This is a genomic window from Enterococcus sp. AZ197 (assembly GCF_050556405.1).
Taxonomy (GTDB): domain Bacteria; phylum Bacillota; class Bacilli; order Lactobacillales; family Enterococcaceae; genus Enterococcus; species Enterococcus faecalis.
This window is the reverse complement of record NZ_CP187873.1, coordinates 1,920,369-1,942,918: the sequence shown is the minus strand read 5'-3', so window position 1 is coordinate 1,942,918 and position 22,550 is coordinate 1,920,369. Positions and strand designations below refer to the sequence as shown.

Sequence of the window (22,550 nt, the reverse complement as noted above, 5' to 3'; positions counted from 1 at the left end):
CATGTATGAAGGTTTGTTAAAACAGTATCAAGCGTATTTGCCCGTAACAGAAAAAACACCAATGATTTCTTTAGCCGAAGGAAATACGCCACTGATTCCTTTACCTAATTTATCCAAAGAATTAGGTATTCAATTATATGGAAAATACGAAGGATTAAATCCCACCGGCTCATTCAAAGATCGCGGGATGGTGATGGCTGTAGCAAAAGCGGTAGAAGAAGGTGCCAAAGCGATTGTTTGTGCTTCTACAGGAAATACTAGTGCCGCCGCTGCTGCGTATGCCACAAGAGCAGGCATTAAAGCGTATGTAGTGATTCCAGAAGGAAAAATCGCACTGGGAAAATTGGCGCAAGCTATTATGTATGGGGCGGACATTATTTCGATTCCAGGTAACTTTGATGAAGCATTAAAAGCGGTGCGAGAGATTGCGAAAACTGAGGCAGTTGCGCTAGTTAATTCAGTGAATCCTTATCGCTTAGAAGGGCAAAAAACAGCAGCTTTTGAAGTTTGTGAACAATTAGGTCAAGCGCCCGATGTCTTAGCGATTCCAGTTGGAAATGCCGGCAATATTTCCGCTTACTGGAAAGGCTTTAAAGAATGGCATGAAAAACAAGGAACAACTTTACCAAGAATGCATGGTTTTGAAGCAGAAGGTGCCGCAGCGATCGTGAAAGGCCAAGTGATTGAGCAACCTGAAACCGTGGCAACAGCGATCCGGATTGGAAATCCTGCTAGTTGGCAACTAGCAGAACAGGCACGGGATGAATCCGTTGGTTTCATTGATGCCGTGACAGATCAAGAAATTTTAACGGCTTACCGAAAAATTGCTGCTCAAGATGGGGTTTTCATTGAACCTGGTTCGGCTGCTTCATTAGCTGGAGTTATTCAACATGTTAAAAGCGGTAAAATCAAAGCAGGTGAAACCGTCGTGGCAGTCTTTACTGGTAACGGACTGAAAGATCCTGATACAGCAATGGAGACAGAAGTAGCTATTTCAAAAATGAGTGACGTGGAAGAAATGCGTCTGCACTTACGAAAAGGAGTCGCAACACTATGAAAATAAGAGTACCTGCCACTAGTGCCAACTTAGGACCTGGCTTTGATTCATGTGGCATTGCATTATCCGCTTATTTAACAATCAACGTTTTAGGTGAAAGTGAATTTTGGGAAATTCAACATACTTTGGGAGAAGAGATTCCTACTAATGAAGAGAATTTATTAATTCAAACGGCATTGAAAATTGCACCAGAATTAACACCAAAAGTTATTCGGATGGTTTCTGATATTCCCCTTGCAAGAGGACTAGGCAGTAGCTCAAGTGTGATTGTAGCAGGCATTGAATTAGCTAACCGACTAGCACATTTAAATTTGTCCCCTAAAGAAAAAGTCCGTTTGGCCACAGAGATGGAAGGACATCCGGATAATGTTGCCCCAGCTATTTTAGGAGATTTCGTGGTGGCTAGCCATGTAGAAAACCAAGTCTACCATGTCAAACATCACTTTCCAATGTGTGATGTCATTGCATTTATTCCAGAGGAACCATTATTTACCGAAAAAAGTCGCGCTGTTTTGCCCGAAAAATTGGCTTATAAAGAAGCGGTCGCGGCCAGCTCAATTGCCAATGTTATGATTGCCGCAATTTTAAACGGGGATTTACCTTTAGCAGGCAAAATGATGGAACAAGATAAATGGCATGAAACGTATCGTCGTTCATTGGTTCCTCACTTAAAAGAAATTCGTCGTTTAACTCAGCAAAGGGGTGCTTATGGCTCTTTCTTAAGCGGTGCTGGTCCAACTGTGCTAATCTTGTCGCCAGAAGAACGAACCAACGAAATTGTTCAAAGTTTGGAGAAATTATCTACCAAAGCGAGCATCCAAATTTTCAATATTGATCAAGAAGGCGTTCAAGTCTTTTAAAAAAAACGAGAAAAAATCACTAGTGATTTTTTCTCGTTTTTTTTAATCCTCGGCTGTTTCCGTGGAATAATAACTATGATCTTCTAAGTTCAAAGCATTAAGAATCATTGAGGCAGTTTCTTCAATTGAAAGAGAAGCGACATCAATAACGATACAACCTAATTTTTGATAAAGATCATTAGCAAAAGCCAGTTCTCGCCGAATTTTTTCAATATCTGAATAAGAAGTATTTTCAGGTAATCCATATGCGCGCATTCGTTCTTTACGAATCCCGTTTAAAACATTGGGATCATTGGTTAAGCCAACAATTTTTTTAGGGTCCATTTCGAATAATTGTTTCGGTAAATGTGCTTCAGGAATTAGTGGCAAATTAGCAACTTTTAAGTTCTTGTTGGCTAAAAAGAGACTTAGCGGTGTTTTAGAAGTTCGGGAAACGCCAAGAAGTAACACATCCGCTTCTAAAAAGCCTCGTGGGTCCTTGCCATCGTCATATTTGACAGCAAATTCCATTGCTTCAATTCGTTTAAAATAATTTTCATTCAGATGATGTAAGGCACCTGGTTCCCGCATGGGCGCGACACCTGTTAATCGTTCGATTTCCGCAACAGGTGGTGTCAAAATGTCAAAATGGAACAATTGATGCTCATTGAAAAATTGATTAGCAATCGCCACGAGATGATCATTAATGATAGTATGCAGTACCATGGCCTCTGCTTTTTTGGCATCTTCTAACGCTCGCACCAGTTTATCTTCGTCTTTAACGAATGTTCGTCTAATCAAAGTAAAATCAACAGTGGGGTACTGGGCCATTGAAGCAGCCGCCAATTTTGAAGCGGTCTCGCCAGCAGAATCTGAGATGACAAAAATCGTCACACATTTTTTTTCTTCAGAAATAGTCATAGAGGGTAAGTCCTTTCTTGCATTTTTAATAATTTTATTATACCATAAGTCCAGAATCTATTTCGTAATGATTCTGATTTAGGTTGGTGAGGGAGGAAATGGCGATGGCACCAGTAAAAACCAATATTGAACAAGCCTTAGAAACCATGAAAGCCAGTGGATTAAAATATACTAAAAAACGAGAATTACTGATGAGCTATTTGATTAAGCGAAATCGGTATGTTTCTGCACGTGAAGTGTATGAATTTATGAATGAAACCTTTAAAGGAGTCAGTTATGATACGGTTTATCGTAACTTGCATGACTTTGAGCGCTTAGAATTACTGGAAAAAACAGAATTAAATGGCGAGCAAAAGTTTCGCTTCCGTTGTTGCCAAGAGGTGGAACATCATCATCACTTTATTTGTACGGTTTGTGGCAAAACGGAAGAAATTCACATGTGTCCGATGAATTTTTTTGAAGAACAGTTAAAAGGTTGTTCAATTGAAGGACATCGCTTTGAAATCCTTGGTCGTTGTGCCGATTGTTGCGAAAAATAGCGAATAAGACGAAAAATCAAACAAAAATTTCGTATTTTATCAGTAGAGTGGTTGACGGTTATTTATGCTTTAGCTATAATATAACAAGGACAGTATTTTAATTTGTGGGTTTTTCCCACAAATAAGAAAAACGGTTACTTTTTAAGCTCGGAGGGAGGGAATAACATGTCAAAAACAGTCGTTCGTAAAAACGAATCTCTTGATGATGCTCTTCGTCGCTTCAAACGTTCCGTTTCAAAAGCGGGTACTTTACAAGAATCACGTAAACGTGAATTCTACGAAAAACCAAGTGTAAAGCGTAAGAAAAAATCTGAAGCAGCTAGAAAACGTAAAAAATTCTAGTTTTGAATGAATTGGAGTTGGTGGTATGTCATTGCTAACCACATTGAATGACGACATTAAAACAGCGATGAAAGCTAAAGACAAAGAAACTTTAGCCGTACTTCGTATGTTAAAGACTGCCATTCAAAATGATCAGATTAAAGCGGGCCGTGAATTGAACGGAGAAGAAGAACTCACTGTATTGTCTCGTGAGATGAAACAGAGAAAAGATTCTTTATCAGAGTTTGAAAAGGCGGGACGCGACGATCTTGTTGAAAAAGTAAAAGTTGAAATAGCAATTGTTGAAAAATATATGCCTCAACAACTAACGGAGGAAGAAATTCGTCAACTAGTTCAAGAGGTAATGACGCAAACTGGCGCCACTTCACCAAAAGATTTTGGTAAAGTGATGGGCGCTATGATGCCGAAAGTCAAAGGCAAAGCCGATGGCAACCAAGTTAACGCAATTGTGAAAGAATTATTACAAGAAAACTAAGAGCGTTATCGAAACTAGGACAGGATACTGTCCTAGTTTTTTTATGCAAAGAGAAAACCGGTAGCTTTTTACGGTTTTCTCTTTTTTGACTTTCAAAGTCAAATCAGGTACGACTTCTTTTTAAACAGATAAGAATGTGGTATCATTGTAAAGGACTATATAATAAAGGAGATGGACGTTTTTTGACAGATAATCAGTCAAAATCTTTGGAATTAATACTTACTGATTCTGATGATGCACACATGCTTTTAGGAACACATGATAAACATATCAAATTTTTAGAAGAGAATACCCACGTAACGATTAATAGTCGTGGCGAAGTTATTCAGTTAATTGGCGAATCATCAGAGGTAGAGTTAGTCGCTTCCGTGTTAAGAGCGCTACAAACATTAATTCAACGAGGCATCAAAGTGCATACGCCAGATGTCGTTTCTGCTTTAAAAATGGCCAAAGCTGGAAATTTAGAGGCGTTTATTGCCATGTATGAAGAAGAAATTATGAAGGACCATCATGGTCGGGCCATCCGAATTAAGAATGTTGGTCAAAAAAAATATATCGATGCAGTTAAAACTCATGACGTCATTTTCGGGGTGGGACCTGCGGGGACAGGAAAAACCTTTTTAGCCGTGGTGATGGCAGTAGCAGCCTTAAAAAAAGGCGAAGTACAAAAAATTATTTTAACTCGTCCAGCGGTGGAAGCTGGCGAAAGCTTGGGCTTTTTACCAGGTGACTTAAAAGAAAAAGTCGATCCTTATTTACGTCCAGTTTACGATGCCTTGTATCAAATTTTTGGTATGGATCATACAAATCGTTTAATGGAACGCGGCGTTATTGAAATTGCCCCGCTTGCTTATATGCGTGGTCGTACATTGGATGATGCTTTTGTCATTCTAGATGAAGCACAAAATACCACGGTTGCCCAAATGAAAATGTTTTTAACTCGTTTAGGGTTTAGTTCAAAAATGATTGTTAATGGAGATACTAGTCAGATTGACTTGCCACGTGGTGTAACAAGTGGTTTAGTTAACGCCGAGCGTACGTTAAAAGACATTGAAAAAATTGCCTTTGTAAATTTTGAAGCCAGTGACGTTGTGCGTCATCCTGTTGTAGCACAAATTATTCAAGCCTATGAAAAAGAACAACAAAAGCATTCCTAAGCAGTTAGGGAAGGAGTGAAAGTACCTTTTGAAAAAAGTACTTACAAAGTTAGGGGATCGTTTAGGTAAAGCCTATTTACCTATTTTATTAGCCGTTTTTTCTCTTCTTTTATTTATGATTATGTTTGGCAGTGTCCATCAGAAAAGAGTAGAAATTAAAGAAGGTCAACTGGCCGAGAAAACCATTCGTGCAAATAAAAATATCGAGAATACCTACGAAACAGAACAAAGAAAAAAATTGGCAGCAGAAGCTGTCACACCCGAATATATTTATCAAGAAGATACGGCATCTGTCCAACATAATCGTATTGATAAATTATTTAAATTGATTGATTCTGCGAATGAAAAAGTAGACAAAGAGTACAGCAACAAGCAAGCGAAGGCCAAAAAGGAAGAAACGATTCCTGCGCCGACCGTGGAAGAACGAGTAGCTAGCTTAAAATCATTATTTGAATCTTTACCGCAAGATGAAGTTACGTTTTATCAAAGTTTTCCTAATGTTTTTTATCAAACAATCTTTACATTAACCTCTGAGCAATTGGATAAGGTTCGTTCAGAAAGTTTGATGTTGGTGGATGATGCGATGCAAAATCACGTTCGAGAATCTGATTTGGATAAAATTCGCCAAGAAGCTAACGGTAAAATTCAATACTTAGATATTACGAGTACAATGCAACAAGTCATTCGTTACATTGTTAACCAAGGGATTGTGGTAAACGATATTGCCAATGAAAAACGAACAGAAGAGCTACGCCAAAAAGCGATGAATGCTGTTCAACCCGCAATGATTTATCAAGGCGAAATTATTGTTCGTGAAGGTACTCAAATTGATGCAAAAGCGGTCGAAAAACTTGAGTTACTAGGAATGACTAGTCAAAATACCTCTATTTTTCCGATGGTGGCATTAGCATTAGCTATTTTACTTCAAGTTGAAGTGTTAATTTTCTTTACAAAACAAGTGACTGAGCCTTCGCGACAACGCTCGTTTATTATCTTTTACACGGGTGCTATGCTAATCAGTGTTATTTTAATGAAATTCTTCCAGATTTTCCAAACAGAGCAGTTGATGTATATTCCCTTGTTCTATCCGGCAGCCTTTGCGCCGCTGATTCTAAATCATTTTGTAAATCGTCGTTCAGGGATAATCGCTGCCATTTTCCAAGTCGTTTTTGCGTTATTTATCTTTTATAATTCTATTGGCACAAACTCGTTGACGGTTATTCTGATTATGTACTTATTCTCAGGATTTCTAGCAACAGTTGTTAAACGGAAACGGATGAGTGAGCAAGTTTTCCCAGCTTTAATGTGGGTAGTGGTCTTTCCTGTTTTCATGGCGGTTGTCTTAATGATTTATCAAGGGATGAGTTTAACAGATGGTAAAACGTGGACAGCTTTAATTTGTGCAAGTGCAGGAACGGTACTTTCATTTTTAGCAACAATGGGCTTGCATCCATATATCGAATTATTAGTGACCGATGATAGTATGATTGTCTTGAATGAATTAAGTAATCCGAACCATCCGTTGTTAAAACAACTGTTAGAAGAAGCGCCAGGTACCTATCATCATAGCATGATGGTGGCTAGTTTGAGCGCTAACGCTGTTGCTGAGATTGGCGGGCGGTCGCTATTAACACGAGTTGCTTGTTATTACCATGACATTGGTAAAATTAAACACGCCAATTTCTTTGTGGAAAACTTACCTGCTGGTGCAGAAAATCCACATAACTTTTTATTACCAGAAGATAGTAAACAAATTATTTTTGGCCACGTAATTGATGGCGCCAAAATTTTAGAAGAGTACAATATGCCGCAAATGGTGATTGACATTTGTCGTCAACATCATGGCACAACATTAATGAAATTTTTCTATGTGAAAGCAAAAGAACGCAATCCTGAAATTAAAGAATCCGACTTCCGTTATCCTGGACCACGTCCACAAACACGAGAAGCAGGGATTGTGAGTATTGCTGATACTTGTGAGGCTGCTGTGCGGGCGATGGATCATCCCACCAACGAAAAAATTCAAGCCTTTGTGCATAATGTGATTCAAGACAGAATTTCAGATGGCCAATTAGATGAATGTGGGTTAACGATGAAAGAGATTCGCATCATTGAAAAATCATTAATTAATGGATTATGCAGTACCTTCCATTCACGGATTAAGTATCCAAAAATGAAAGCTGAAGCAGAAGAAATGAAAGATGAACAAGAAAAGAGAGATGACTAATGGATATTACTTTCATTGATGAAACCGAGAAAGTACCAACAGAAGAAATCAAAGAAATCGAAAACTTGCTGCAATTTGCAGCGGGTTTTCTAGAAATTGCCGAAGATACGGAGATGTCGGTGACTTTTACAGATAACGCAGGTATCCAAGTGATTAATCGTGACTATCGGGGCAAAGATATGCCTACAGATGTCATCAGTTTTGCTTTAGAGGATGAAGGGGAAGACGAATTGCCAATTATTTTTGATGATGAAGAGTTGGCAGAGCTACCACGTAATCTAGGTGATTTAATTATTTCAACAGAGCGAGCAGCAGAACAAGCAGTTGAATATGGGCACACATTGGAACGAGAAATGGGCTTTTTGGCAGTACATGGCTTTTTACATTTGAATGGGTACGATCATATGGAACCTGAAGATGAAAAAGAAATGTTTGGTTTACAGAAAGAGATTTTAGATGCGTATGGCCTTAAAAGATGAGCAAACAGGAAAAAATAAACATTTTATTAATTCATTAGAATTTGCCTGGCAAGGAATCAAAACAGTTTTTCGAGAAGAACGTAATATGCGCAAACATGTGGCGTTTGGTGTCACGGCCATTGTGTTTGGTTTCTTGTTTTCCTTAACACTTGCTGAATGGCTGTGGTTGTTATTGGCTGTTTTTCTTGTCTGGTTGGCAGAAATTATCAACACAATTTTTGAAAATGTCGTAGATATGTTTACGGATTTTCACTTTCATCCAATCGGAAAAAAAGTTAAAGACATGGCCGCAGGAGCTGTTTTATTAACAGCCGGTTTCGCAGTGCTAGTAGGACTAATTCTATTTGTACCAAAAATTTTACAAATCATTCAAATGTGGAAATAAGAGGAGAAATACAATGACAACTGAACATAAATCTGGTTTCGTAGCCATTGTCGGCAGACCAAATGTTGGAAAATCAACATTGTTAAATCGAATTGTCGGCCAAAAAATTGCAATTATGAGTGACAAAGCACAAACAACTCGTAATAAGATTCAAGGAATTTATACAATTCCTGAAGCACAAATTGTTTTTATCGATACTCCAGGGATTCACAAACCTAAACACCGCTTAGGCGATTTCATGGTGGAAAGTGCCTATAATGCGATGCGTGAAGTAGATGCTACTTTATTTATGGTAAGTGCTGATCAAAAACGCGGGAAAGGTGACGACTTTATTATTGAACGATTGAAAAATAATAATAGTCCAGTCTACTTGATTATTAATAAAATTGACAAAGTCCATCCAGATGATTTATTGAGTATCATTGAAGACTATTCGAAACAAATGGACTTTAAAGAAATTATTCCCATTTCTGCCACTGAAGGAAATAATTTTGAGCATTTGATGGATGTTCTCGTTGAGCAAATGCCAGAAGGACCACAGTATTTCCCTGATGACCAAATTACGGATCATCCAGAATATTTTATCGTTTCCGAATTAATTCGTGAAAAAGTGTTACTTTTAACAAGAGATGAGATTCCTCATTCTGTCGCTGTCGTTGTGGACTCAATGAAACGGGATGAAAACGATAAAGTCCATGTCCAAGCAACCATTATTGTGGAACGGGACAGTCAAAAAGGTATCATTATTGGCAAAGGCGGAAAAATGCTGAAACAAATTGGTACCAAGGCGCGTCAAGATATTGAATATTTATTAGATGACAAAGTGTATTTGGAGCTGTGGGTAAAAGTCCAAAAAGACTGGCGTGACAAAAAAATCTATTTACAAGATTTTGGTTATCGCAAAGAAGAATATTAAGAAAGTAGTGTTTGGGAAGCGAGTGTATAAACGAACTTTCCAAACACTACACTAATTTACATAAGAAATGGAAGTGAATTGAATGGCATTAGGGGAGACCAAAGGCATTATTTTATTTACGAAGGATTTTAAAGAGAAGGATAAACTCGTCAAAATTTTTACAGAATCCTATGGAAAATTGATGTTTTTTGTGAAAGGCGCGCATCGAAAAAATAATCCTCTTTTGCCAGCGATTCTGCCATTTACAGAAGCCGTCTACATCGGAAATTTTAGAGAAGAAGGCTTATCTTTTCTCAATAGCAGCAAAGAAGTTCAACCTTTTCGAAACATTCAACAAGACATATTTATTAACGCATATGGAACATATATTTTAAACTTAGTCGATGCAGCAATTGAAGATCAGCACTATGATCCGAACTTATTTCAATTTACCCACATGGCATTATCCGCTTTAAATGAGCAAAAAGATCCGGAAATCATTACAAATATTTTTGAAATTCAATTGTTAGAACGGTTTGGTGTACGACCAGAATGGCATCATTGTGTGGCTTGTGGCGAAACACAAGGGAAATTTGACTACTCTTCAAAGTATAGCGGTGTGCTTTGTGAAAAACATTGGCATTTAGATGAACAGCGCTACCATGCAGATCCTAGAGCAATTCATTTTATTCGCTTATTTGCGCAAGTCTCCTATGAAAAAGTCCAAAACATTCAAGTAAAAGAAGAAACTAAGAAAAGTATTCGAGAAACGATTGATATGTTATACGATGAATATGTCGGGTTGCACTTAAAAAGCAAAAAATTTATTGATCAAATGAAAACGTGGGAAAATACGTTAAAAATTCCACCACGAAAGAAGGAAGAATGATGTTTTGAGTAAGCTGTTTTTAAAGGAGTTGACTAGTTTGTATGGTTAGTATTTTGTATGTTTTAATTGTGTTGGTATGTTTTGTTGCTCCGATTACTTTGACTCTTTATAATGTTTATTTCTTATTTAAGAGAAGTCACGAGTCCAGATTTGAATCAGCGATTGAACGTTGGACGTGGAGTTTAGGAATCATTCTTTCGTTAGTTTTTGTTCGTTTTATGTACATGTTCAAAGGAGATTGGCAAGAAGTGCTAATTAATGGTGCTACCCATAATCCAATTGCTAGTGAAGAACAACCCGTTATTTTATGGCTCATTGTGATTGGATTGACTGGTTATTTTTTGTTGAAATTTAGTAAGGAAAAAAGGTTGCCGCCATTAGTGATGGTTTTTGCAATCGCAGGAACGTACATTGGTATTTTTGTTGCAGCCATTTGGATTGTGCAACTATCGAACCATATCCTAGTCGTTATTTTTCTTGGTTTACCTGCTTTTAATTTTATTTTATTGGCGTTGAGAACAATCAAAGAACAAATCGTTGCTTGGCAAGGAGATCATACCCGTGTCGAAAAAACAGGTATCTTAGCAAAAGTATTAATGAACAGTTTAAATTGGTGGTGGCTGGCGTTTATTTTCATGTTACCTATTCTAGGGATTTTTTTAGCAGTACTTATTTTATTCGGACAACGACCAGATGCAATGGTTCGAGCTTGGACAGAAACTAGTGATTGGGCATTATCTCAAAAAATCTCACCGCCAAATGTTCAAGTGGATGAACATTATTTATGTACGGTTGCTGCCTGTGGACACCGAAATTTTGTGAAACCACAGCGAATGGGCATTCGTCATAATCATCAAGTGGTTGTGAACCGACAACTTTGTGTTGCAAATGCTTTTGAACAAATTTTAGAGGAAAAAGTCCCGAAAACTCATCGGTTTATGCGTAAAAATTATGACACTTACGGTTTTCCGATAGCTAAAAAAATCCATTCTCCCTATGTGGCAGATTTGGTTTATCTGATGATGAAACCAGCAGAATATTTCTTTTTACTAGTGCTTTATTTGGTGGATATCAAACCAGAAAACAGAATTGCTTTGCAATATATCACAAAGCCCAAAAATTTCTGAAACAGTTCAACGTTTTTCTAAAAAAAATTTGACAACTTCCCTCAGACACCGTATTATGATAGAGAAGTTAAATACGTACGAAGAAAAAGAGAAGTAAAAAGAACCCTCTGTTAAGCGAATCTGGGAGAGTGGGAGCCAGAAACACGGAACTTTTGAAAGGCACTTTGGAGTACGACAAACGAAGCTGCCGATGAACACATCGGAAGTAGGGTGGAACCGCGATAATTATTCGTCCCTATGTCTATTAATAGGCATAGGGACTTTTTGCTGTGAATCACTACGATTGGCGCAAAAGCGACAGAGTAGATGATGAACAGTACAAGGTGACCAAAGGGAACGTTGTCTCCTCTATGTTAAAACAAACTGCTTAGCCAAAAACATGGAGTAGATGATGAACAGCACAAGGTGACCAAAGGGCGTTGTCTCCTCTATGTTAAAACAAACTGTTTAGCCAAAAACATGGAGCAGATGTGGAACGTTGTAACCGAATAAAAATTATCCCATTCTACAAAATTGTTTTTCTGTAGCCCTTTTTAAATTTACATTCCCGAAGCAAAGCCAATCCCTATGTCTATAAAAAATATTCCAAGGAGGAAAACAATGAAAAACAAGTTAACCGTACAAGAAATGATTTTAACCTTGCAAAAATTTTGGTCATCTAATGGCTGTATGTTAATGCAAGCCTATGATACAGAAAAGGGAGCCGGCACCATGAGTCCTTACACGTTTTTACGTGCCATTGGACCTGAACCATGGAATGCTGCCTACGTAGAACCTTCTCGTCGTCCAGCTGATGGACGCTATGGTGAAAATCCAAACCGTCTATACCAACATCATCAATTCCAAGTTGTAATGAAGCCTTCTCCTGAAAATATCCAAGAACTTTATCTAGAAAGTTTGAAATTATTAGGAATTGATCCATTAGAACATGACATTCGTTTTGTAGAAGATAACTGGGAAAATCCCTCAATGGGTTGTGCTGGTTTAGGTTGGGAAGTTTGGTTAGATGGCATGGAAATTACCCAATTTACGTATTTCCAACAAGTCGGCGGCTTACAATGTCATCCTGTCACTTCTGAAATTACTTACGGGTTAGAACGCTTGGCATCATATATCCAAGAAGTCGAAAGTGTCTATGATTTAGAATGGACACAAGGCGTTAAATATGGTGAAATTTTTGTGCAACCTGAATATGAACATTCAAAATACTCCTTTGAAATTAGTAACCAAGAAATGCTTTTAGAAAACTTTGACAAATTTGAAAAAGAAGCTAAACGCTGTATTGAAGAAAGCTTAGTTCACCCAGCCTATGATTATATTTTAAAATGTAGCCATACATTCAATTTATTGGATGCTCGCGGCGCTGTCTCTGTAACGGAACGTGCAGGATATTTAGCCCGCATTCGGAATATGGCTCGTTCCGTAGCGAAAATTTTTGTGGCTGAACGTGAAAAATTAGGGTTCCCATTATTAAATAAAGATCAAAGTGTATCCAAGGAGGCAGAATAACATGGCAAAAGATTTATTATTAGAAATTGGCTTAGAAGAAATGCCCGCACATGTTGTCACACCAAGCCGTATCCAACTTGAAGAAAAAGTAATCAAATTTTTAGATGAACATCATTTAGACTATGAAACAGTGCAATCCTTTGCCACACCTCGTCGCTTAGCCGTGAAAGTAACTGCGATTCCTGAAAAACAAGCGGATGTTGAAGAAGAAGTAAAAGGTCCAGCGAAAAAAATTGCTTTAGATGCTGAAGGAAATTGGTCAAAAGCTGCACAAGGTTTTGTACGCGGCCAAGGAGTTACAACTGAGGACATTGTTTTCAAAGAATTAAATGGTGTCGAATATGTCTATGTGACGAAGTTTACCAAAGGCCAAAGTGCCAAAGAAGTATTAACAAAATTAAATGACGTGATTACAAGTCTAACTTTCCCGGTAACAATGCACTGGGCAAACTATGATTTCGAATATATTCGTCCAATTCATTGGATTGTGGCACTACTTGATGATGAAGTAATTCCTTTCAACGTGTTAGACGTGACGACAGGGCAAACTTCTCGTGGCCACCGTTTCTTGGGAGACGATGTGACGTTCCAACACGCTAATGAATATGAAACAAAATTAAAAGAACAATTTGTAGTGGTTCAACCGAATGAACGGAAACAAATGATTGTTGATCAAGCGAACGCTCTCGCTGCAGAAAAAAATTGGCAGTTAGCTTTAGATGAAGAGTTATTGGAAGAAGTTACGAATTTAGTGGAATATCCAACTGCATTTGTAGGCAGTTTTGATGAAAAATATTTATCTGTTCCAGATGAAGTATTAGTGACTTCTATGAAAGAACACCAACGTTACTTTGAAGTTCGTAACGACCAAGGCTTATTAATGCCGCATTTTATCGCTGTTCGCAATGGGGATAATGTTCACCTTGAAAACGTGATTAAAGGAAATGAAAAAGTGTTAATTGCTCGTTTAGAAGATGCAGAATTCTTTTACAATGAAGATAAAAAATTAACGATTGAAGCATGTGTTGAAAAACTAAAAAATGTGACTTTCCATGAAAAGATTGGCTCAATTTATGAAAAAATGCAACGGGTTGCTTTAATTGCACAAATCATTGGTCGAAAAGTTGGCTTATCTGAGGATGAATTGGAAGATTTAAAACGTGCCTCTGAAATTTATAAATTTGACTTAGTAACAAATATGGTTGGTGAATTCCCAGAATTACAAGGAATTATGGGAGAAAAATATGCCTTATTACAAGGCGAAAAACCAGCCGTAGCAACGGCGATTCGAGAACATTATCTACCAACTTCCAGTGAAGGTGAATTGCCAGAAACAGCAATCGGGGCTGTTTTAGCCTTAGCCGATAAGCTTGACAGCGTCTTTTCATTCTTCTCAGTTGGTATGATTCCAACAGGTTCTAACGATCCTTATGCACTTCGTCGTCAAACCTATGGCGTTATCCGAATTATTGAAGATAAAGGCTGGACCTTCCCATTAGTTCAATTACAAACAGAAGTTGATGAAGCAGTGAATCAAGATGTTGAGAAATATGGCGTTTTACTAAACGAAGGACAAGCAGAAGTCGTTGAATTTGTGAAAGCTCGCTTACGTCAATTATTAATGACGAAAAATGTTCGCCATGACATTATCGATGCAGTGGTGTCTGCTGAGCAAGCCGATTTATCGAAATTATTTGCTTCAGCGAATATTTTAAAAAGCCGTTTTGAAGATCAAGATTTTAAACCATCAATGGAAGCCTTAACGCGTGTTATTAATTTAGCCAAAAAAGGTCAAGAACTTTTAGGTGATACTGAAGAAGGGATTGATCCAAGTCTGTTTGAAAATAAGGCAGAAAAAGAACTGTATCAAGCAGTTAACGATTTATCTGAAGCATTTGCGACACGCACGATTGCAGAAAACTATGAAGCACTAGTAAATCTACGTCCGTTAATTGATGCGTACTTCAATGAAACGATGGTTATGGTTGAGGATGAAAAAGTCAAACAAAACCGATTAAAACAATTAATGCAAATTGCTAAAATGGCGTTATCAATTGCTAGCTTAGATTTATTAATTGTAAAATAAAAAGCGCTGTTTTTCGACCGCTAAGGAGGAACCGACAGCATGCTAGAAACAACGTTTGAACAAATTTTAACACAATTATCAAAGCCAGCTGTTCGTGCGCTAACGAATGAAAAAATCGACAGTGTGGATGAACTCTACGCACGAGGCCGAAAAGCGTTACTTTCGTTGCATGGCTTTGGTCCAAAGTCTATTCGAACTATTGAAGAGATGACTGGGAAAGAATTGAAGTAAAAAAAGGATCGCCGTTTAGAGGCGATCCTTTTTTTATTTACGTTTTTGTTTTCCAGCATTGCGACCTTTATTGCCGTTTGCTTTTGGTTGGTTCGTTTTTTGTGTTACTTTGTTTGTTTCTTTTGGTGTCACATCCTTAATAGGAGTAACCACTTGTTTTGGTGGGTTATTTTTCAATTCTTCTTGTACTTGTTTTTTAATTCTTGGACGTAAGAGGATATTTGTGATGGCAGATTGAATACATGTGAAAATACCACCAACTACCCAGTAAAGCGCTACGCCTGCAGGTGAGCTAAAGGACATGAAAACAATCATTAATGGTGAAACAATCAGCATTGATTTCATTGTTTTCTTTTGTTCTTCAGGAATACCAATCATTGAAATATAACCTTGAGCTAAATAGGCTAAACCAGCTAATGCCACTAAAATCATATTTGGTTGCCCTAAATTCATTCCTAAGAAGCTTGCCGTGGCAATACCTTTTGTATAACGAGCAGCAAAGAACAGAGAAGAGAAAATAGGCATTTGAATTAATAAAGGCAAACAACCAATTCCGCCAACCATACTCACATTGTTTTCTTTATAAATCTTTTGTAGTTCTGCTTGTGCGGCCATTTGTTCTTCACGCGTACTTGCTTGTTTCATTTTTGCTTGTGCAACATCCACTTGGGGTTTGATTGCTTGCATTTTTTCCGTTTGGATAAAGCTTTTTTTCGATTGATGTAAGCCTAACGGTAAAATAATGATCCGTACAATAATGGTGATAAAAATAATCGCCCAACCATAGTTCCAATTAAAGTTATCGACAAGATAAGTAATTGCATTACTCATCGGTAAAACAAGGAAGTTATAGACAAAACCTTCACCAGTTGGTTGTCCATCTGCTCCTGTTTTCACACAGCCTGATAAAAACATTACTAAAAATAGTAAGCCAGAGCCGTAAAGCCATCGGTTTAATTTACGCATGTAATTCGGTCCTTTTCTAAAAAATTTTTACATGGTTAACTATACTTGAAACAGCGCTCTTTTTCAATCAAAATCGAAAAGAAGCTCTTACAAAAATCAATAAAAAGCAGGAACTACTTGCTGTTCAAGGCTTCTTCCCAAAGAAATCAATCGTTAGAAAGTAAGTTTATTGAATCACTTTAAATTGTTCCGTTTCTTCTAACAAAGGGTCTTCTTGAATATCAACATACGTTACACGTCCCGCTGGACTGGGGGAATCTTTGATTTTTTTGATAAATGTTTCCATTATGTCTTCAGGTGCAATTGCTGTGATTGAAACGGACCCGTCGTCTTCGTTCTTCACCGAACCAGTGACACCTAATTGATCTGCCACCATTTTTGTCATGTAGCGGAAGCCAACACCTTGGACACGCCCTTGTACATTCATTCTTAGTTTTTCCATGAGAGACACTTCCTTTGCTTTTTTCTTTATGATAGCGATTTTTCTTGGTTCTAGCAAGTATCCAAGCAAGCTAGAAGCATGCTATAATACAAAGGCGAGGTGACTTATGAAAGAAATTACATCAACGAAAAATAACCAATTAAAAGAATGGAAAAAATTACACAAAAAGAAGTACCGAGAAGAACTGAACCAATATATAATAGAAGGATTTCATTTAATTGAAGAAGCTGTGAAGGCCAATGCCGATGTCCAGTGGATTTTGTTTAACCAAAGAGGTCAACAAGAATGGGGAACTTGGTTAGCTGAACAAGAAACAGAAAAATTAATTTTTGTTAGTGATGAGGTTTTAAATAGCTTGTCGGAGCTGCCAACTTCACAAGGAATTTTGGCAATTGTCACCTTGGAAACGCAACAAGAGCAGTTGCTTTCTTTTAAAGGTGGTTGGTTACTTTTAGATAATATCCAAGACCCTGGCAATGTTGGTACGATGATTCGCACAGCTGATGCAGCAGGTTTAGCAGGCGTGATTTTAGGTAAGGGCACAGCAGATATTTACAATACAAAAGTGTTGCGCTCAATGCAGGGAAGTCACTATCATTTACCAGTTCTCCAACGAGAGTTGACTGAAGTGGTTCAGGCATTCAAGAAGCAAGGACTACCAGTTTTCGGTACAGAATTAAATGAAGCTGCGATTGCTTATTATGAACAAGAGGCAGTGGAAAATTATGCGTTGATTTTAGGCAATGAAGGTAGCGGGGTTTCGCCAGAATTGTTAGCAGAAACCACGAAAAATCTTTATATTCCAATGAAAGGTCAAGCAGAATCATTGAATGTCGCTATCGCAGCGGGTGTGTTAATGTTTTATTTTGAAAATAAGCAATAACAGAAACGAGTGTCAAAAAATGCTGACTATCAAAAAGACAACCCAGTTAACAGAAAAAGAATTAGAAACCATTATGGCTATTTGGCTGCAAACGAATCTAGAAGCTCATCCATTTGTCGCACCAACTTATTGGCAAGAAAATAAGGCATTTGTCCGCGCTGCGTTACCAAAAGCAACACTGATCTTAGCAGAAGAAGAGGGTCAGATAATTGGGTTTTTAGGCTTAATGGATAACTATATCGCAGGAATTTTTATAAAAAAAGCGTTTCAAGGGAAGGGCATCGGTCAGAAATTACTGCAAGTAGCAAAAGAAGAGCAGGACCTCTTATCTTTGGCTGTTTACAGGAAAAATCAAGCAGCTTATGCCTTTTATCAAAAACAAGGCTTTGTCCAACAAAAGCGAACCATCGATGAAACGGGAAACGAAGAATGTCATCTTGTTTGGCAAGCGCAGTAGGAGCGACATTTCTAGTTTTAAGGCTTGCTATTTTTCTGAAAATATCTTATACTGTTAAAGGTGTGATTTTCACACACGAAATCCACATTCTTTTCCATCTGCGAAGTGGTGCTACTACGGTAGTTCTTCAAGGAGTTGACGAAAAGAAGAGGAAAATAAAAACCAAACTGGAGGAAACACAACATGGCAGTAATTTCTATGAAACAATTACTAGAAGCCGGCGTACACTTTGGTCACCAAACTCGTCGCTGGAACCCAAAAATGAAGAAATATATCTTCACAGAAAGAAACGGTATCTACATCATTGACTTACAAAAAACAGTGAAATTAGTAGATGCAGCTTACGATTACATGAAAAACGTTGCAGAAGAAGGCGGCGTTGCTTTATTCGTAGGAACTAAAAAACAAGCACAAGAAGCAATCAAAGATGAAGCAATCCGCGCTGGTCAATACTATGTAAACCATCGTTGGTTAGGTGGTACGTTAACTAACTGGGATACAATCCAAAAACGTATTGCTCGCTTGAAAAAAATCAATGCAATGGAAGAAGACGGCACTTTCGAAGTTTTACCTAAGAAAGAAGTTGCTGGCTTAAACAAAGAACGTGAACGTTTAGAAAAATTCTTAGGTGGTATCGCTGATATGCCAAGAATTCCAGATGTAATGTACATCGTTGACCCACGTAAAGAACGCATTGCTGTTCAAGAAGCACACAAATTAAACATTCCAATCGTTGCAATGGTTGATACAAACTGTGATCCTGATGAGATCGATGTTGTAATCCCTTCAAATGATGATGCAATCCGCGCTGTGAAATTAATCACTGCTAAAATGGCTGACGCTTTCATCGAAGGTAACCAAGGGGAAGACCAAGCAACTGAAGAGTTATTCGTTGAAGAAACATCAGAAGCAACTTCAATCGAAGAAATCGTTGATGTTGTTGAAGGAAATAACGAATCAGCTGAATAATAATGATTACGGAGCTGTCTCAAAGGCTAGGCGACAAAAAGCCTGATTCTCCTTTGAGATAGCTTTTTTAAAAAGAATTGATAATATCCGAGGAGGACACAAATAATGGCAGACGTTACAGCTAAAATGGTAAAAGAATTACGTGATATGACTGGCGTTGGAATGATGGACGCTAAAAAAGCATTAGTAAAAGTAGAAGGCGACATGGAAAAAGCCGTAGACTTTTTACGTGAAAATGGTATGGCTAAAGCAGCGAAGAAAAATGACCGCATTGCGGCTGAAGGTTTAGCAAACGTAGCAACTGTAGGTAACGTTGCAGCAATCGTTGAAGTAAACTCAGAAACTGACTTCGTTTCTAAAAACGAAATGTTCCAAGATTTAGTTAAAGATATTGCGACTAAAGTTGCTGAAAACAAACCAGCTACGATGGAAGAAGCAATGGCTATTAAAACTGAAAAAGGCACAATCGAATCTGATTTAATCGAAGCAACAACTGTTATCGGTGAAAAAATCAGCTTCCGTCGTTTTGAAGTTGTCGAAAAAGCTGACAATGCTGCATTTGGCGCTTACTTACACATGGGTGGCCGTATTGCTGTATTAACAGTTATCGATGGCACAACTGACGAAGAAGTAGCGAAAGATGTTGCTATGCACATCGCGGCAATCAACCCTCGCTATGTCAACGAATCTCAAATTCCTCAAGAAGAATTAGAACACGAAAAAGCTGTGTTAACTGAACAAGCATTAAACGAAGGTAAACCAGCAAATATCGTTGAAAAAATGGTTGTTGGTCGTCTACAAAAATTCAAAGCAGAAATCGCTTTGGTTGACCAACCATTTGTTAAAGATCCAGATATGACTGTCGAAAAATTTGTTGCTTCTAAAGGCGGCGAAGTGAAATCATTCGTACGTTTTGAAGTTGGCGAAGGTATCGAAAAACGTGAAGATAACTTTGCGGATGAAGTAATGAGCCAAATGAAAAACTAAGAGCATCAAACGCTCGGTTGAAAAGCCGTGAATCATAAGTATCTAAACAGACAGCGATCCCCAAAGGAAGCTGCATAAATTGATTACTGCTTGATTCAAGGCAGTCTTTCAGCCATTTGGGAACGCATAACTTTGATATGCGCTCCCTTTTTTTAGGCAAAACCAGTGGATCGCACTGCTTGGTCTAAAAAATCATTTTGGTGAAAAGTCATCTAAATGAGGAATTGAATGATTTTTAGAGAATCTTGGAGGGAATTATGATGGTTAAACCTAAGTATCAACGTGTCGTATTAAAGTTAAGTGGAGAAGCGCTAGCCGGAGAAGACGGTTTTGGCATTAAACCACCAGTCATTAAAGAAATCGTCCAAGAAATTAAAGAGGTCCATGAATTAGGTATCGAAATGGCCATCGTGGTTGGCGGCGGAAACATCTGGCGTGGACAAATTGGTGCTCAAATGGGCATGGAACGTGCACAAGCTGATTATATGGGCATGTTAGCTACTGTGATGAATGCCTTAGCATTGCAAGATACATTAGAAAATCTTGGTGTACCTACACGTGTTCAAACATCAATTGAAATGCGTCAAATTGCAGAACCATACATTCGTCGTCGTGCAGAACGTCATTTAGAAAAAGGCCGCGTTGTTATTTTTGCCGGAGGAACAGGAAATCCTTACTTCTCGACAGATACAACGGCTGCGTTACGAGCTGCAGAAGTAGATGCGGACGTCATCTTAATGGCGAAGAACAATGTTGATGGTGTTTATTCTGCGGATCCACGTGTGGATGAAACAGCGACAAAATTTGAAGAACTAACACATTTAGATGTTATTTCTAAAGGGCTGCAAGTAATGGATTCAACAGCAAGCTCATTAAGTATGGATAACGATATTCCTTTAGTTGTCTTTAACCTAAATGAAGCAGGAAATATCCGTCGTGCCATCCTTGGTGAAAATATCGGAACAACTGTAAGGGGGAAATAAAGAATGTCTAAAGAAGTTTTAGCAACAGCCAAAGAAAAAATGACAAAAGCGGAAGAAAGCTTACGCCGTGAATTAGGTCAAATTCGTGCTGGTCGTGCGAACGCAAGTCTATTAGACCGTATTCAAGTAGAATATTATGGTGCACCAACACCAGTTAACCAATTAGCAAGTATCAATATCCCAGAAGCACGTGTATTAATGATTACACCGTTTGACAAAAATTCTATCGCTGACATTGAAAAAGCTATTCAAATGAGTGATATCGGCATTAGCCCAACCAATGATGGAAATGTCATCCGTTTAGTGATTCCACAATTAACGGAAGAACGTCGGAAAGAATTAGCCAAAGACGTGAAAAAAGAAGCGGAAAACTCAAAAGTTGCTGTCCGTAACGTTCGTCGTGATGCAATGGATGAATTGAAAAAAGCTCAAAAAAATGGCGACATCACCGAAGATGAATTACGTTCATTTGAAAAAGATGTTCAAAAATTAACAGATGATAGCATCAAAAATATCGATGCGATTACTGCTGAAAAAGAACAAGAACTTTTAGAAGTATAAAACCAATCACTAATAAAAATTATTGAATCCAGAGAAGCAAATGCTCTGGATTTTTTTGTATAGATGATGAAGGCGTATCTCAACGCTCTCTTTGCGAAAGTCATTCTAAAGTAATTATTTAAGAAAACGCTTTCTTTAATAAATTTTTTTATTCTACCAGAATTTTTTTCTTTGTGTAGGGAGGATCACTTAAAAATATAGAGAAACTTTGAAATATCAGCCTTTTAAAATTTTCCTTCACAAATTGAATCCTAAAATTTGATGATAAGAGTTGTTATTTTTAGCAATTGTAATTTGCGATTCATTCTCAATTAGGCTAAAATGAGTGAGAACGGAAAAACGATTAAAACAAGTTGGAGGGAATTGTACATGTCTGTGTTAGAAATCAAAAATTTACACGTATCAATTGAAGATAAAAAGATTCTAAAAGGAGTCGATTTAACAATTAATACTGGAGAAATCCATGCAATTATGGGACCTAATGGAACTGGTAAATCTACTTTATCAGCAGCAATTATGGGAAATCCTAACTACGAAGTCACAGAAGGAGAAATTCTGTTTGACGGCGTCAACGTTTTAGATTTAGAAGTAGACGAACGCGCTCGCTTAGGCTTATTCTTAGCAATGCAATACCCAAGTGAAATTCCAGGGATTACCAACGCTGAATTCATGCGTGCAGCAATCAATGCAAAACGTGACGAAGACAACAAAATGTCAGTCATGCAGTTCTTAAAAAAATTAGATAGCAAAATGGAATTATTAAATATGCCTGAAGAAATGGCTGAGCGTTACTTAAACGAAGGTTTTTCTGGCGGCGAGAAAAAACGAAATGAAATTTTACAATTATTGATGTTAGAGCCAACGTTTGCCATTTTAGATGAAATTGATTCAGGCTTAGATATCGATGCGTTAAAAGTAGTTTCTAAAGGGGTTAATGAAATGCGCGGCGAGAACTTTGGTGCGTTAATTATTACCCATTACCAACGCTTATTGAACTATATCACGCCGGATGTTGTTCATATCATGATGGAAGGCCGCGTTGTGAAAACCGGTGGGGCTGATTTGGCAAAACGTTTAGAAACAGAAGGCTATGCTGGTATCAGCCAAGAATTAGGTATTGATTACAAAGAAGAAGCGTAAGGAG

Annotated in this window: 25 protein-coding genes; 22 read left to right on the top strand and 3 right to left on the bottom strand. The window is 37.8% G+C overall.

From position 1 onward, the window contains the following. Nucleotide 1 precedes the first annotated feature (1 nt). Nucleotides 2–1,057, top strand: a complete 1,056-nt coding sequence (gene thrC / locus IGK82_RS09350; protein WP_010709746.1) for a threonine synthase — start codon at nucleotides 2–4, stop codon at nucleotides 1,055–1,057. Further along, entirely contained in the window at nucleotides 1,054–1,917 is an 864-nt protein-coding gene (thrB, locus tag IGK82_RS09345; protein ID WP_010709745.1) for a homoserine kinase, read from the top strand. The genes thrC and thrB overlap by 4 nt, the downstream gene beginning before the upstream one ends. 42 nt (nucleotides 1,918–1,959) lie before the next feature. On the opposite strand, the gene IGK82_RS09340 is transcribed toward thrB, so the two are convergent. After that, a complete protein-coding gene (locus IGK82_RS09340; RefSeq protein WP_010709744.1) occupies nucleotides 1,960–2,817 on the bottom strand; it encodes a pyruvate, water dikinase regulatory protein in 858 nt (285 codons plus the stop codon). Between the two features lie 98 nt (nucleotides 2,818–2,915). Here IGK82_RS09340 and IGK82_RS09335 point away from each other — a divergent pair, with 98 nt between their 5' ends. The 13 genes from IGK82_RS09335 (at nucleotide 2,916) to IGK82_RS09275 (ending at nucleotide 15,158) form a co-directional block, all read left to right on the top strand. Beyond that, entirely contained in the window at nucleotides 2,916–3,356 is a 441-nt protein-coding gene (locus IGK82_RS09335; RefSeq protein ID WP_002387080.1) for a Fur family transcriptional regulator, read from the top strand. 165 nt (nucleotides 3,357–3,521) lie between these two features. After that, complete coding sequence (rpsU, locus tag IGK82_RS09330) at nucleotides 3,522–3,698, top strand: 30S ribosomal protein S21 (RefSeq protein ID WP_002356740.1); 177 nt, start codon at nucleotides 3,522–3,524, stop codon at nucleotides 3,696–3,698. A 25-nt stretch (nucleotides 3,699–3,723) separates the two neighbouring features. Then, nucleotides 3,724–4,173, top strand: coding sequence for a GatB/YqeY domain-containing protein (locus IGK82_RS09325; RefSeq protein ID WP_002356741.1), 450 nt, complete (start codon nucleotides 3,724–3,726; stop codon nucleotides 4,171–4,173). A 242-nt stretch (nucleotides 4,174–4,415) separates the two neighbouring features. Then, the gene (locus tag IGK82_RS09320) at nucleotides 4,416–5,330 is read left to right on the top strand and encodes a PhoH family protein (protein ID WP_369810298.1); all 915 of its coding nucleotides are present in this window, start codon (nucleotides 4,416–4,418) and stop codon (nucleotides 5,328–5,330) included. A 28-nt stretch (nucleotides 5,331–5,358) separates the two neighbouring features. Then, a complete protein-coding gene (locus IGK82_RS09315) occupies nucleotides 5,359–7,557 on the top strand; it encodes an HD family phosphohydrolase (RefSeq protein WP_002356744.1) in 2,199 nt (732 codons plus the stop codon). Then, nucleotides 7,557–8,036 (top strand): rRNA maturation RNase YbeY, encoded by a 480-nt coding sequence (gene ybeY / locus IGK82_RS09310; RefSeq protein WP_002356745.1) that lies wholly within the window; start codon nucleotides 7,557–7,559, stop codon nucleotides 8,034–8,036. Before IGK82_RS09315 ends, ybeY begins: the two co-directional genes overlap by 1 nt. Then, a complete protein-coding gene (locus IGK82_RS09305; protein ID WP_002382764.1) occupies nucleotides 8,020–8,421 on the top strand; it encodes a diacylglycerol kinase family protein in 402 nt (133 codons plus the stop codon). The genes ybeY and IGK82_RS09305 overlap by 17 nt, the downstream gene beginning before the upstream one ends. Nucleotides 8,422–8,434: 13 nt before the next feature. After that, nucleotides 8,435–9,337, top strand: coding sequence for a GTPase Era (era, locus tag IGK82_RS09300; protein WP_002359745.1), 903 nt, complete (start codon nucleotides 8,435–8,437; stop codon nucleotides 9,335–9,337). Between the two features lie 82 nt (nucleotides 9,338–9,419). Further along, entirely contained in the window at nucleotides 9,420–10,205 is a 786-nt protein-coding gene (gene recO / locus IGK82_RS09295) for a DNA repair protein RecO (RefSeq protein ID WP_010709743.1), read from the top strand. 41 nt (nucleotides 10,206–10,246) lie between these two features. Then, nucleotides 10,247–11,332 carry a DUF6688 domain-containing protein gene (locus IGK82_RS09290; protein WP_016622094.1) on the top strand — a complete coding sequence of 362 codons (1,086 nt, stop codon included), beginning with the start codon at nucleotides 10,247–10,249 and terminating at the stop codon, nucleotides 11,330–11,332. Nucleotides 11,333–11,932: 600 nt separating this feature from the next. Further along, on the top strand, nucleotides 11,933–12,841 hold the full coding sequence (glyQ, locus tag IGK82_RS09285; RefSeq protein WP_002379669.1) for a glycine--tRNA ligase subunit alpha: 909 nt from the start codon (nucleotides 11,933–11,935) through the stop codon (nucleotides 12,839–12,841). A 1-nt stretch (nucleotide 12,842) separates the two neighbouring features. Continuing rightward, on the top strand, nucleotides 12,843–14,927 hold the full coding sequence (glyS, locus tag IGK82_RS09280; protein ID WP_002356751.1) for a glycine--tRNA ligase subunit beta: 2,085 nt from the start codon (nucleotides 12,843–12,845) through the stop codon (nucleotides 14,925–14,927). Between the two features lie 39 nt (nucleotides 14,928–14,966). Next, on the top strand, nucleotides 14,967–15,158 hold the full coding sequence (locus IGK82_RS09275; protein WP_002356753.1) for a DNA-directed RNA polymerase subunit alpha C-terminal domain-containing protein: 192 nt from the start codon (nucleotides 14,967–14,969) through the stop codon (nucleotides 15,156–15,158). 33 nt (nucleotides 15,159–15,191) lie between these two features. Here IGK82_RS09275 and yidC read toward each other — a convergent pair whose 3' ends face one another. After that, nucleotides 15,192–16,124 (bottom strand): membrane protein insertase YidC, encoded by a 933-nt coding sequence (gene yidC / locus IGK82_RS09270; RefSeq protein WP_002356755.1) that lies wholly within the window; start codon nucleotides 16,122–16,124, stop codon nucleotides 15,192–15,194. A gap of 166 nt (nucleotides 16,125–16,290) precedes the next feature. After that, nucleotides 16,291–16,566 (bottom strand): acylphosphatase, encoded by a 276-nt coding sequence (locus tag IGK82_RS09265; RefSeq protein ID WP_002356756.1) that lies wholly within the window; start codon nucleotides 16,564–16,566, stop codon nucleotides 16,291–16,293. A 106-nt stretch (nucleotides 16,567–16,672) separates the two neighbouring features. Between IGK82_RS09265 and IGK82_RS09260 the strand changes: the two genes are divergently transcribed. From IGK82_RS09260 to sufC, 7 genes are all read left to right on the top strand, one after another. Continuing rightward, on the top strand, nucleotides 16,673–17,449 hold the full coding sequence (locus tag IGK82_RS09260) for a TrmH family RNA methyltransferase (protein WP_002364436.1): 777 nt from the start codon (nucleotides 16,673–16,675) through the stop codon (nucleotides 17,447–17,449). A gap of 19 nt (nucleotides 17,450–17,468) precedes the next feature. After that, the gene (locus tag IGK82_RS09255) at nucleotides 17,469–17,906 is read left to right on the top strand and encodes a GNAT family N-acetyltransferase (RefSeq protein ID WP_002367049.1); all 438 of its coding nucleotides are present in this window, start codon (nucleotides 17,469–17,471) and stop codon (nucleotides 17,904–17,906) included. Nucleotides 17,907–18,089: 183 nt separating this feature from the next. After that, entirely contained in the window at nucleotides 18,090–18,875 is a 786-nt protein-coding gene (rpsB, locus tag IGK82_RS09250) for a 30S ribosomal protein S2 (RefSeq protein WP_016622091.1), read from the top strand. Between the two features lie 105 nt (nucleotides 18,876–18,980). Beyond that, on the top strand, nucleotides 18,981–19,862 hold the full coding sequence (gene tsf / locus IGK82_RS09245; protein ID WP_002356760.1) for a translation elongation factor Ts: 882 nt from the start codon (nucleotides 18,981–18,983) through the stop codon (nucleotides 19,860–19,862). A gap of 260 nt (nucleotides 19,863–20,122) precedes the next feature. Further along, entirely contained in the window at nucleotides 20,123–20,845 is a 723-nt protein-coding gene (gene pyrH / locus IGK82_RS09240) for a UMP kinase (RefSeq protein WP_002356761.1), read from the top strand. A gap of 3 nt (nucleotides 20,846–20,848) precedes the next feature. Beyond that, nucleotides 20,849–21,406, top strand: a complete 558-nt coding sequence (gene frr, locus IGK82_RS09235; protein WP_002356762.1) for a ribosome recycling factor — start codon at nucleotides 20,849–20,851, stop codon at nucleotides 21,404–21,406. A 369-nt stretch (nucleotides 21,407–21,775) separates the two neighbouring features. Further along, a complete protein-coding gene (gene sufC, locus IGK82_RS09230) occupies nucleotides 21,776–22,546 on the top strand; it encodes a Fe-S cluster assembly ATPase SufC (RefSeq protein WP_002356763.1) in 771 nt (256 codons plus the stop codon). Nucleotides 22,547–22,550 lie beyond the last annotated feature (4 nt).